This is a genomic window from Streptomyces sp. NPDC015220 (genome assembly GCF_043079345.1).
Lineage (GTDB): Bacteria > Actinomycetota > Actinomycetes > Streptomycetales > Streptomycetaceae > Streptomyces.
Genome location: NZ_JBIBUK010000009.1, coordinates 289,132 through 300,620, shown reverse-complemented (window position 1 = coordinate 300,620; position 11,489 = coordinate 289,132). Strand labels below are relative to the sequence as shown.

Genomic DNA, 11,489 nt, shown 5'->3' with positions numbered 1-11,489 from the left:
CGACATCGTCGCCGGGCAGGGCCGCAGCATCGCGGAGATCTTCGTCGACGACGGTGAGAGCGCCTTCCGGGCCCTGGAGAAGCAGGCGGTGCGGGCGGCGCTCGCCGGGCACGAGGGTGTCCTCGCGCTCGGCGGCGGCGCCGTCCTCGACGCCGGCACCCGGGCCCTGCTCGCCGGACTGCCCGTGGTCCACCTGTCGATGGACGTCGAGGAGGCCGTCCAGCGCGTCGCGGGCGACCGGACACGGCCCCTGCTGGCGGGCGACCCGGGTGCGCGCTGGTCCGCGCTGGCCCGGGCCCGCCGCCCGCTGTACGAGGAGGTCGCGACCTGCGTGGTGGCGGTGGACGGCCGGACCCCCGAGGAGGTCGCCGCTGCCGTCCTGCGGGCTCTGCGACCGCTGGAGGAACGCGGGCGGGGACTCGGCCCGCCCGGCGCGGGCTGAGCCGCGCCCCGGTGATCGAGGCGAAACTCGGGAACTGGGCGCCCGTGTTCACATCCTTCGGGAGCGTGACGTACGAGGTGCGCGACCTGACGCTCACCGTGGGCGACGACATCGCCTTCGGACACGCGTTCGCTCGTCTCGGCGGCACGCTCCGGGACGGGACGGCGGCGAACGGCATGTGGGTCAGGGTCACGTACTGCCTGCGGAGGACCGACGGCGCCTGGCTGGGCGTGCACGACCAGGTCTCGGTGCCGCTCGACGTCCTGAGCGGCAAGGGAGTGGTCGACCTCGAGCCCTGACCGCCGCCCCGCGCCGGGTCGCCGCGTGCGCGGAGGACGTCCGTGGAGGACGCCATGAGCCCCGTCCCGCGACGATCGGGCCCCCGGGCCGGCCGCTGGAGGGCCGGCCCGGTGCGCTCCACGGCGTCACACGGCGCCCGCCGTGTCCGGTTGCTGTTCGAACTGGGTGCGGTACAGCTCCGCGTACCGGCCGCCGGCCGCCAGGAGTTCGTCATGGGTGCCGCGTTCGACGATCGTGCCCGCCTCGACGACCAGGATGAGGTCGGCGGCGCGGACCGTGGACAGCCGGTGGGCGATCACGACCGCCGTACGGTCGGCCAGGGCCTCGGCGAGCGCCTCCTGGACGGCGGCCTCCGAGGTGTTGTCGAGGTGGGCGGTGGCCTCGTCGAGGATGACGACCCGCTGGCGGGCCAGCAGCAGCCGGGCGATGGTCATGCGCTGCCGTTCACCGCCGGACAGCCGGTAGCCGCGCTCGCCGACGACCGTGTCGAGGCCGTCGGGCAGGGCGTGGACGAGGTCGTCGAGGCGGGCCCGGCGCAGGGCGTCCCACAGTTCGTCGTCGTCGGCCGTGGGGCGGGCCAGCAGCAGGTTGGCGCGCACCGAGTCGTGGAAGAGGTGGCCGTCCTGGGTGACCATGCCGAGGGTGGCGCGCAGGGTGGCCGCGCTCAGGTCGCGCACGTCGACGCCGCCGACGCGTACGGCGCCCTCGTCGGTGTCGTACAGCCGCGGCAGGAGTTGGGCGATGGTCGACTTGCCGGCGCCGGAGGACCCGACCAGCGCGACGGTCTGGCCCGGTTCGGCGCGGAAGGAGACGCCGTGCAGGACCTCGGCGCCGCCCCGGGTGTCCAGGCTCGCGACCTCCTCCAGCGAGGCGAGGGAGACCTTGTCGGCGGACGGGTAGCCGAAGCGCACGTCGTCGAACTCGACCGCGACCGGGCCGTCCGGGACCTCACGGGCGTCCGGCTTCTCCTCGATCAGCGGCCTGAGGTCGAGCACCTCGAAGACCCTTTCGAAGCTGACCAGGGCGCTCATCACCTCCACGCGTGCCCCGGCGAGCGCGGTGAGCGGTGCGTAGAGCCGGGTCAGCAGCAGCGCGAGCGAGACGACGGCGCCCGGTTCCAGGCTGCCGCGCAGGGCGAAGAAGCCGCCGAGCCCGTAGACCAGGGCGAGCGCCAGGGAGGACACCAGGGTCAGCGCGGTGATGAACGCCGACTGCGCGGTGGCCGTACGGATGCCGATGTCCCGGACCTGGCGGGCGCGGGCCGCGAACTCCGCGGACTCCTCCTCGGGGCGGCCGAAGAGCTTGACCAGGGTGGCGCCGGGGGCGGAGAACCGCTCGGTCATCCGGGTGCCCATCGCCGCGTTGAGCGTGGCCGCCTCGCGCTGCATCCGGGCCATCCTGCTGCCCATCCGCCGGGCCGGCAGCACGAACACCGGCAGCAGCACCAGTGCGAGCAGGGTGATCTGCCAGGACAGCGTGAGCATGACGGCGAGCGTGAGCAGCAGCGTGACGACGTTGCTCACCACTCCGGACAGGGTGTTGCTGAAGGCCCGCTGGGCGCCGATGACGTCGTTGTTGAGCCGGGAGACCAGCGCTCCGGTGCGGGTGCGGGTGAAGAAGGCGACCGGCATGCGCTGCACATGGTCGAAGACCGCCGTCCGCAGGTCGAGGATGAGCCCTTCGCCGAGCGTCGCCGACAGGCGTCTGCCGAGGATGCCGAGCGCGGCCTCGGCCACCGCGATCGCGGCGATCAGCAGGGCCAGGCGTACGACGGTGCCCCGGTCGCCGTGCGAGACGATCGTGTCGACGACCCGGCCGGCGAGTACCGGGGTCGCCACGGCGAGCAGCGCGGTGGCCACCCCGAGCGCGACGAACTGTGCGATACGGCTACGGTGCGGACGGGCGAACGCGCCGATGCGGCGCAGCGTCGCCCGGGCGAAGGGGCGGCGTTCCTGCTGGGCGGTCATGACGCTGTGCAACTGCGTCCACGCCGTGGTCTCCATGCTCATGGGAGAGAACCTAGGACCTTGAGCAAGGTTGAGGTCAATGGTGGGGGGCGTCAGGGGGCGCGGGACGGGTACCGAAAAGCGCTTCCCGGCGGCTCGGACGCCCCTTGGCGCGGTGCGACCAAGGAGTAACCTGCCGTTCCCGTCCCGCGGAGCAGGAGGAGTCGCCGCCCATGCCGGTACGCGTCGAGCGTCAGGGGTACGTCACCACGGTCGTCCTGTCCCGGCCGGCCGCCCGCAACGCGGTGGACGGGCCGACCGCCGCCGAACTCGTCCGCGCCTTCCGCGAGTTCGAGGACGACGACGAGGCCAGGGTGGCGGTGTTGTGGGGCGAGGGCGGCACGTTCTGCGCGGGGGCGGACCTGAAGGCGATCGGCACCGAGCGCGGCAACCGGGTCGCCGAGGACGGCGACGGGCCGATGGGGCCGACCCGCATGCGGCTGTCGAAGCCGGTCGTCGCGGCGGTCGCGGGGCACGCGGTGGCCGGCGGTCTGGAGCTCGCGCTGTGGTGCGATCTGCGGGTGGCGGAGGAGGACGCCGTGTTCGGGGTGTTCTGCCGCCGCTGGGGCGTGCCGCTGATCGACGGCGGCACGGTCCGGCTGCCCCGGCTGATCGGCACCGGCCGCGCCCTGGACATGATCCTCACCGGCCGTCCGGTCCCGGCCCGGGAGGCGTACGGGATCGGGCTGGTGAGCCGGGTCGTCGCCGCCGGGCGGGCCCGCGCCGAGGCGGAGCGGCTGGCCGCGGAGATCGGCCGGTTCCCGCAGGAGTGCCTGCGCTCCGACCGGGCCTCGGTGCTCGACCAGGAGGGCCTGGAGGAGGAGGCGGCGATGCGGGGCGAACTCCGGCACGGCATCGGCGTGCTGTCCGCCGGTACGGAGGGCGCCGCCCGGTTCGCTGCGGGGGCGGGGCGGCACGGCTCGTTCACGGAGGGGTGAGCCGCCGCGCGGCGGCGGGAACGGCGCGCCCAGGGCGCCGGGCGCCCGGCGTCGCCCCGGAGGCGGTGGCGAGCGGGCCGCGCCGCGCGCAGTGGGCGCGGGCCAGGACGACGCGGCGCGGGCCGAGGCGGTGCGGGAGGCGCTCCAGGTCCGGGGCGGTGTGCTGGGTGCGGCGCCGGACGCGGCCGGCCGTGCCGCCGGGCCGGTGCCGGGCACGGCGGTCGAGGGGGCGTCCGGGCGGCCCGCCTCCGGGCCGGTAACGGTACGAACCGCCCTGCTGGATGCGGCAGGATGAGCGACTGCGCAGGCAGGGGCCCCGGGGCCGGCCGGCGCGCTCGCACATCCCGGAACCGAGCAGGTGACAACGTGACGCAATCCCACATCCGGCCTTCGGCGGCCCCGTGCGCCGCAGACCGTCTCCCCGGAGGTGGCCGGTGAACCGCGCCGTGACCCTGGACGACCTCATCCTCGCCGGCGTCGCCCTGGCCGCGGGACTGGCGGGCGCGTTCCTGTCCCGCACGCTGCTGCTCTGGCTGGCCAAGCACGCCAAGCGGACCAAGTGGAGCGGCGACGACGTGATCGTGGACGCGCTGCGCACGGTGGTGCCGTGGGCGGCGATCGCGGGCGGCGCGGCGGCCGGCGCGGCGATGCTGCCGCTGACCCGGCCGGTGCAGCACCACGTCAACCAGATCCTTACCGTCTGGATCATCTTCGTGGTCACCCTCTCGGCGGCCCGGGTGATCGCCGGTCTGGTGCGGACGGTGACGCAGTCCCGCTCCGGGGTCGCCGGTTCGGCCACGATCTTCGTCAACATCACCCGCATCCTGGTGCTGGCGATCGGCTTCCTGGTCGTGCTGCAGACCCTGGGCATCTCCATAGCCCCGCTGCTCACCGCCCTGGGCGTGGGTGGTCTCGCGGTCGCCCTCGCCCTGCAGGACACCCTGGCCAACCTCTTCGCCGGCGTGCACATCCTCGCCTCCAAGACCGTCCAGCCCGGTGACTACATCCGGCTGAGCACGGGCGAGGAGGGCTACGTCGAGGACATCAACTGGCGCCAGACGACGGTCCGCCAGCTCTCCAACAACCTGGTCGTGATCCCCAACGGGCAGCTCGCCAAGACGAACATGACCAACTTCACCCGGCCCGAGCAGCGGCTGACGATCCTGGTCCAGGTGGGCGTCGGCTACGACAGCGATCTGGAGCACGTCGAGCGGGTGACGCTGGAGGTGGTCGCCGAGGTGATGCACGAGATCACCGGCGCCCTGCCGGAGCACGAGCCCGCCATCCGGTTCCACACCTTCGGCGACTCGCGGATCGACTTCACCGTCATCCTGGGCGTCGGCGAGTTCAGCGACCAGTACCGGATCAAACACGAGTTCATCAAGCGCCTGCACCGGCGCTACCGCGAGGAGGGCATCGCCATCCCCGCGCCGACCCGCACGGTCGCGTTGCACCAGGGCACCGCGGTGATACCGCAGCAGCGCAGCGGCGCGGACGCGGAGTCGGGTTCCGGTGTCGCCGGATAGCGGCGGCGGACACGGAGCCGGATTCCGGGGCGCCGGACAGCGGAGGCGTGACAGGGAGACGGAATCCGGGGTCGCCGGGCGGCCGGGGCGGACACGGAGCCGGATCCCGGGGGCGCGCCGGACAGCCGGGGCGGGTCGGAGGGGAGGTTCGCGGGGACGGCGCGCGAAGTGGCGTCGCCAGGCGGGACCGGGCTCCGCGGCCGCCCGGGAACGGGTTCGGCGCCCCGCCACCCCGGTGCCGCCGCATCGGGGTCATATGCTCGAGACAGCATGATTCCTTCCCCCGACGCACCGATGCCCGAACCAGCGCGCGGCCGGGTGCCCGGTCCGGCGGACGAGCGAGTGCCCGGTCCGGCGGACGAGCGGGCGACGGGCCCGGCGCCCGAGCCGACGACCGGTCCGGAGCCCGAGCCGACGGCCGACCCGGCGGACGGGCCCGTCGCCGGTCAGGCGCCCGGACCGGCGACCGGCCCCGTCCCCGCGCCCCGGTCGCTCGACGCGCGGCTGGACACGATCGCCCGGCATCCGTTCCGGGCCAAGTTCCACCTGCGCGGCCGCGACCGGGTCACCGCCGAGCTGAGCGGCCCGGCCACCCTGCGGTGGCACGCGCGCGACCTCATCGCCAAGCGGCTGGCGCCGGCCGCGCCGCACAAGGACGGCAAGCAGACGCCCTACCGGGGCCACCCGGTCTTCGTCGCCCAGCACGCGACCGCGACCTGCTGCCGCGGCTGCCTCCTGCGCTGGCACGGGATACCCAAGGGACGAGAGCTGAGCCGCGCCGAGCGGGCCTATGTGGTGGAGGTGATCTGCCGCTGGATCGAGCGGGAGGTGGCGGACGGGTGAACGGGTGCGCATCCGCACGAGCCGCGACACCCGCTCCACCGGCCCCGTCCGCCCGACCGGGCCTCACCCGGGCCACCGGCCCCGCCCGCTCCACCGCCTCGGTCAACCCTCCCCGTCCGTTCCACCCCCGGCCCGGCTCGGCTCGGCTCGGTCGACCCGCACCCTCCAGTCCACCGGCCCCCAGTCCACCGGCCTCCCCCGGCCGACCCGCCCCGTCCGGCCGGCCTGCCCGAAGGCCCGGCCCACCCGGCCGCACCGGCCCGTTCCGGCCGTCGGGCGAGACCCGTGACGGACCCCTGTCGAGCCGGGGCCGATCACGAGATATCTTGATGTCGAGCAATGTTGCAGACGTGGACGTGGAGCGGAGCACCCGGTGACTGACTCGACCATCATCTACACACACACTGACGAGGCCCCGGCCCTGGCGACGTATTCCTTCCTGCCGGTGGTGCGGGCGTACGCCTCGCAGGCGGGTGTGACTGTGGAGACCCGTGACATCTCGCTGGCGGGACGCATCATCGCCGTGTTCCCGGAGTACCTGACCGAGGACCAGCGGATCCCCGACGCGCTGTCCGAGCTCGGTGAGCTGGCCAAGACGCCCGAGGCCAACATCATCAAGCTGCCGAACATCTCGGCGTCCATCCCGCAGCTCAAGGCCGCGGTCGCCGAGCTCCAGGGCCAGGGCTACGCGCTGCCGGACTACCCGGACGACCCGAAGACCGACGAGGAGCGCGAGATCCGCGCCCGCTACGACAAGGTCAAGGGCTCCGCGGTGAACCCGGTGCTGCGTGAGGGCAACTCCGACCGCCGCGCCCCCGCCTCGGTGAAGAACTACGCCAAGACCCACCCGCACCGCATGGGCGCCTGGACCGCCGAGTCCAAGACGAACGTGGCCACCATGGGCGTCGACGACTTCCGCTCCACCGAGAAGTCCGTCGTCATCGCCGAGGACGGCGCGCTGCGCATCGAGCTGAAGGGCGACGACGGCTCCACCACCGTGCTGCGCGAGTCGGTCCCGGTCCTGGCCGGCGAGGTCGTCGACGCCTCGGTGATGCGGGTCGCCGCGCTGCGCGAGTTCCTCACCGCGCAGGTCGCCCGCGCCAAGGCGGAGGGCGTGCTGTTCTCGGTGCACCTGAAGGCCACGATGATGAAGGTCTCCGACCCGATCGTCTTCGGTCACGTGCTGCGTGCCTTCTTCCCGAAGACCTTCGCGAAGTACGGCGAGACGTTCGCCGCGGCCGGCCTGACCCCGAACGACGGTCTGGGCGGCATCTTCAAGGGCCTGGACAGCCTGCCGGAGGGCGCCGAGATCAAGGCCTCCTTCGACGCCGAGCTCGCCGAGGGCCCCGAGCTGGCCATGGTCGACTCCGACAAGGGCATCACCAACCTGCACGTGCCCTCCGACGTGATCGTCGACGCCTCCATGCCGGCCATGATCCGCACCTCCGGCCACATGTGGGGCCCGGACGGCCAGGAGCACGACACCCTCGCGGTCCTGCCGGACTCCTCCTACGCGGGCGTCTACCAGGCCGTCCTCGACGACTGCCGCGCCAACGGCGCCTACGACCCGTCGACCATGGGCTCGGTCCCGAACGTCGGTCTGATGGCGCAGAAGGCCGAGGAGTACGGCAGCCACGACAAGACCTTCGAGATCCCGGTCACCGGCACGGTCCGCCTCGTCGACCAGGCCGGCGACGTCGTGCTCGAGCAGACCGTCTCGGCCGGCGACATCTTCCGCGCCTGCCAGACCAAGGACGCCCCGATCAGGGACTGGGTGAAGCTGGCCGTCACCCGTGCCCGCGCCACCGGCGACCCGGCCGTCTTCTGGCTGGACGCCACCCGCGCCCACGACGCCAACCTGATCGCCAAGGTCGAGCAGTACCTGCCGGAGCACGACACCGAGGGCCTGGACATCAGGATCCTGTCCCCGGTGGAGGCCACCAAGCTGTCGGTGGAGCGCATCCGCCGCGGTGAGAACACCATCTCCGTCACCGGCAACGTGCTCCGCGACTACCTGACCGACCTCTTCCCGATCCTGGAGCTGGGCACCAGCGCCAAGATGCTGTCGGTCGTCCCGCTGATGGCGGGCGGCGGCCTGTTCGAGACCGGCGCCGGCGGCTCCGCGCCCAAGCACGTGCAGCAGCTCGTCAAGGAGAACTACCTGCGCTGGGACTCCCTGGGCGAGTTCTTCGCCCTGGTGCCGTCCTTCGAGCAGTACGCCGAGGCCACGGGCAACGCCCGCGCCAAGGTCCTGGCCGACACCCTCGACCGGGCCACGGCGACCTTCCTCGACGAGGACAAGTCCCCGACCCGCCGGGTCGGCGGCATCGACAACCGCGGCAGCCACTTCTACCTGTCCCTGTACTGGGCGCAGGAGCTGGCCCGGCAGACCGACGACGCCGACCTGGCCAAGGCCTTCGCGCCGCTCGCCGAGACGCTCGCCGCCAACGAGCGGCAGATCGTCGACGAGCTGATCGCCGCCCAGGGCAAGCCGGCCGACATCGGCGGCTACTACCAGCCCGACCCGGCCAAGGCCGCCGAGGTCATGCGTCCGTCGGCCACCTGGAACGAGACGCTCGCCTCCCTGAGCTGACCCCGGTGACTCCCCGGGCCTGACGGGCCCGCACCACTCCGCCCCGGCCGGCACCGCGCCGGCCGGGGCGGAGCCGTAGCACGGGGGCGGCGCCGGGCTCCCGGTGCCCGGCCCGGGACCCGGCGCGTGGAGCACTGGGGCGCGACGAGCGCGGGACGGGCTGGTGAGGGCGGGGGCGGTGAGGGCGGACACCGGCCCGGATCGAGGTCGCCCGGCGCCGCCGGACGACGATCCGCGGTCCGCGGGCCCTCCCCGTCACCCGGTGAGCGGCTCGGGCGTGCTCACGCCCGCAGCCATTCGGTGACCACCGTGTCCCCGCCGGTGCGCAGCCGCAGCGCGAACGGGCCGGCGGGCGGGGCCTCACCGGTGAAGCGGCCGAGGTCGTCGGCGGTGAGCCGGGCTCCCGGGCGGGGGCCGTGCAGCACCTCGATCCGGGCCGGCCGTGGCGGTATCAACTGGCCCATCAGGCCGTCCCCGGTGACCTCCACGTCGATGGTCAGCCCGCCCGCCTGGAAGGTGAGCATCCGCGGGACGTCCGAGGCGCCCCTGACCGGGATGGCGTCGAGCAGGGAGTCGAAGGTCAGGTCGGCGACGCGGGCGTCGAGGTCGTGCAGCGCGTAGGCGTCCAGGGCCAGTTGGCGCAACTCGACCGGTACCGGGTCCAGTACGGCGGCCGCCTGTCGCAGCTCCTCCTCCAGCAGTGCCTCGTCGAACCCGTCGGCACTGTCGTTGCCGCCGCTGTGCTCGTTCACTGTGTCCCCCGTGCGTCGAGTCGTGCGCGCAGCCGCCTCAGACAGCGCTGGCGCAGTGGTCCGATGCTGCCCACGGCCACGCCCAGCGCGGCCGAGACCTCCTGGTAGCTGGGCGGCGGCGAGGCGATCAGCACCCGCAGCAACTGGCGGCAGCGGTCGCCGAGTTCCTCGAACTCCTGCCACAGTCTGCGGACCCGCTCGCTCTGCGCGGCGGCCTCCTCCAAGTCCAGCACCGACTGCTCCGGGGTGCTCTCCTCGCTGATCCGGTCGAGCAGCCGCGGGTCGTTCGTCACCGTCAGCCGGCTCAGGCCCCGCAGCGTCTTCAGGCACTCGTTGCGCGCGGTGCTCGCCAGCCACGAGCCCGCCTTGTCGGGTTCCCGGATCCGCCCGAGGTGCTGGGCGAAGCGGAACCACACGGTCTGGTACACCTCGTGTCCGTCGGCGTCGGAGAGCCGGTGCGCGCGCACGACCGACCACACCAGCGGGCTGAGCCCCTCCACCAGCGCCTTCCAGGCAGCCGCGTCGCCGTCGACAGCGGATTGGACGAGCACGCCGACATCTGCACGATCCACCGACTCACCCCTCGTGTACGGCAAGCAATCGTACGCCGTGGAGGGGACGGTTCCGCTCCTCATGCCGGAGGATCGAGTCGTGCGACGGGCACCGGGCGCCAAGTCGGCGGGCGCAGCGCGGGCACGTGCGCCCCGCGCACCTCCGCGTACTCGGTGTTGGACTCCAGGAGCCGGCGACGGGCCGCGCGCGCGTCCCGCTCCTTGTGCGCCGTCATGTGGGCGGCGACCATGGCGGCGGCCACGGGGGTGGCGAAGGAGGTCCCGCTCCACTGGGCGTACCCCTCGAACATCACCTGGTCCGCCTTGGCCGATCCGCTGTCCTCGCCCTCGGTCAACACCCCGCTGTGGCGCGGGTACTGGCAGGTGCAGGCATAGCCGAATCCGAACCGGCAGGCGTCGAAGGTGGAGTGCTGGTAGACGTAGGGCACCGGGGTCTCGAAGCCGGTGAGGACGCTGGTGAGGCGTTCCCCCGGCGCGTACGCCTTGACCCAGCCGCCGTGGTTGCTGAAGCAGGCGCCGTGCTCCCCGTCGCCGCGCAGCGCGCCGACGGACAGCACGGAGTCGGCGTAGGCGGGCAGGTCGGCGTAGGCGGCGGGCCAGAACGGGGTGGCGCTGGCGTTGTTGCCGGCGGCGGCCACGAGCAGGGTGCCCCGGGACCGCAGTTCCCGCATGAAGGCGTCGACGCCGAGCAGGCCGTCGGTGCGGCCGTTGGAGGTGCCGGCCGAGAGGCTGATGATGTCCGGCCAGCCGCCGGCGTCGACCGCTTCGAAGAGCTTGTGCCCGAAGTCGGACTCCAGGATGGCGCCGGCGTCGTTGAGGGTGCCGCGCACCGTGATGTCGGTGTTGGGGGCGACGGCGGCGACGAGTCCGGCGATGAACGTGCCGTGGCCGACGTACTGCTGGAGGACGCCCCGGTCGTCGGTCTCCCTGGCCTGGGCGTCGCCCTGGACGTGGGCGAGCAGCGCGAGCGCACGGTGGTCGCTCATGAGGCCGGTGTCGATGACGAGGACGCCGACGGCGGTGTCCGGGTCGTAAGCGGTCCGCTCGGGGGCCGGGTTGGTGCCCTGGGCGAGCGGGGCGGGCACCGGCTCGTCGCCGGGGCAGGCGTTGACCGAGGCGATCGACACCACGTGGTTGCGGCTGACCAGCCGCCGGCCGGCCCGTCCCTCGTGCGTGCGCAGGGCGCGCAGCGCGTTCGCGACGGCGTGGTCGCCGGTGTGGTCGCCGTGCCCGGGGTCGCCGACCTGGATCCGGGTGATGCCGGTTCGGTTGTTCTCCGGGCTCGCCCGGCGCACCCGGTCGGCGGTCAGTCCGGTCGTCCGGGTGAAGTGCGTGCGGACGGTGTCCTCGACCAGCCGGGCCTCCTCGCCGTCGCGGGCGAGGACGACTCCCTTCTCGTAGAGGAACTCGGCCGCGTCGTCCGGGCCCATCGCCAGCGGGACGTCGGGCATCGAGCGCTGGATCTGCCGGTACTGCTCCTGGAAACGCTGTGGGGCCATGGCGGTCCTCCCGTCGGG

10 protein-coding genes are annotated in these 11,489 nt (G+C 73.6%); 6 read left to right on the top strand and 4 right to left on the bottom strand.

Annotation, left to right across the window (positions count from 1 at the left end):
- Together ACF061_RS20705 and ACF061_RS20700 are read left to right on the top strand one after the other, a co-directional pair.
- Nucleotides 1-442 (top strand): shikimate kinase (locus tag ACF061_RS20705; RefSeq protein WP_392268357.1); only part of this gene is annotated, 442 nt, incomplete at its 5' end.
- Between the two features lie 11 nt (nucleotides 443-453).
- Complete coding sequence (locus tag ACF061_RS20700; protein WP_392268356.1) at nucleotides 454-741, top strand: YybH family protein; 288 nt, start codon at nucleotides 454-456, stop codon at nucleotides 739-741.
- Nucleotides 742-867: 126 nt separating this feature from the next.
- Here the strand turns inward: ACF061_RS20700 and ACF061_RS20695 are convergent, their stop codons facing one another.
- Nucleotides 868-2,745, bottom strand: a complete 1,878-nt coding sequence (locus tag ACF061_RS20695; protein WP_392268373.1) for an ABC transporter ATP-binding protein — start codon at nucleotides 2,743-2,745, stop codon at nucleotides 868-870.
- A gap of 176 nt (nucleotides 2,746-2,921) precedes the next feature.
- On the opposite strand from ACF061_RS20695, the gene ACF061_RS20690 reads away from it, so the two are divergent.
- The 4 genes from ACF061_RS20690 to ACF061_RS20675 all read left to right on the top strand — a co-directional run bounded on the left by ACF061_RS20690 (nucleotide 2,922) and on the right by ACF061_RS20675 (nucleotide 8,648).
- A complete protein-coding gene (locus ACF061_RS20690; RefSeq protein WP_392268355.1) occupies nucleotides 2,922-3,686 on the top strand; it encodes a crotonase/enoyl-CoA hydratase family protein in 765 nt (254 codons plus the stop codon).
- A 434-nt stretch (nucleotides 3,687-4,120) separates the two neighbouring features.
- On the top strand, nucleotides 4,121-5,212 hold the full coding sequence (locus tag ACF061_RS20685) for a mechanosensitive ion channel family protein (RefSeq protein ID WP_392268354.1): 1,092 nt from the start codon (nucleotides 4,121-4,123) through the stop codon (nucleotides 5,210-5,212).
- 270 nt (nucleotides 5,213-5,482) lie between these two features.
- A complete protein-coding gene (locus ACF061_RS20680; protein ID WP_392268353.1) occupies nucleotides 5,483-6,055 on the top strand; it encodes a DUF4186 family protein in 573 nt (190 codons plus the stop codon).
- A 373-nt stretch (nucleotides 6,056-6,428) separates the two neighbouring features.
- The gene (locus ACF061_RS20675; protein ID WP_392268352.1) at nucleotides 6,429-8,648 is read left to right on the top strand and encodes an NADP-dependent isocitrate dehydrogenase; all 2,220 of its coding nucleotides are present in this window, start codon (nucleotides 6,429-6,431) and stop codon (nucleotides 8,646-8,648) included.
- Between the two features lie 281 nt (nucleotides 8,649-8,929).
- Here ACF061_RS20675 and ACF061_RS20670 read toward each other — a convergent pair whose 3' ends face one another.
- The 3 genes from ACF061_RS20670 to ACF061_RS20660 are packed head-to-tail and all read right to left on the bottom strand — an operon-like array spanning nucleotide 8,930 to nucleotide 11,471.
- Nucleotides 8,930-9,400: a hypothetical protein gene (locus ACF061_RS20670; RefSeq protein ID WP_392268351.1), complete on the bottom strand. Its 471-nt coding sequence runs from the start codon at nucleotides 9,398-9,400 to the stop codon at nucleotides 8,930-8,932.
- Nucleotides 9,397-10,035, bottom strand: a complete 639-nt coding sequence (locus ACF061_RS20665) for an RNA polymerase sigma factor (protein WP_392268350.1) — start codon at nucleotides 10,033-10,035, stop codon at nucleotides 9,397-9,399. Before ACF061_RS20665 ends, ACF061_RS20670 begins: the two co-directional genes overlap by 4 nt.
- Nucleotides 10,032-11,471: a S8/S53 family peptidase gene (locus ACF061_RS20660; RefSeq protein ID WP_392268349.1), complete on the bottom strand. Its 1,440-nt coding sequence runs from the start codon at nucleotides 11,469-11,471 to the stop codon at nucleotides 10,032-10,034. The genes ACF061_RS20665 and ACF061_RS20660 overlap by 4 nt, the downstream gene beginning before the upstream one ends.
- Nucleotides 11,472-11,489: the final 18 nt, after the last annotated feature.

Bases quoted from the DNA above. Each gene is read 5' to 3' on its own strand.
- ACF061_RS20695 (WP_392268373.1), bottom strand. From the start codon at position 2,745: ATGGAGACCACGGCGTGGACGCAGTTGCACAGCGTCATGACCGCCCAG.
- ACF061_RS20665 (WP_392268350.1), bottom strand. From the start codon at position 10,035: ATGAGGAGCGGAACCGTCCCCTCCACGGCGTACGATTGCTTGCCGTAC.
- ACF061_RS20660 (WP_392268349.1), bottom strand. From the start codon at position 11,471: ATGGCCCCACAGCGTTTCCAGGAGCAGTACCGGCAGATCCAGCGCTCG.
- ACF061_RS20680 (WP_392268353.1), top strand. From the start codon at position 5,483: ATGATTCCTTCCCCCGACGCACCGATGCCCGAACCAGCGCGCGGCCGG.
- ACF061_RS20690 (WP_392268355.1), top strand. From the start codon at position 2,922: ATGCCGGTACGCGTCGAGCGTCAGGGGTACGTCACCACGGTCGTCCTG.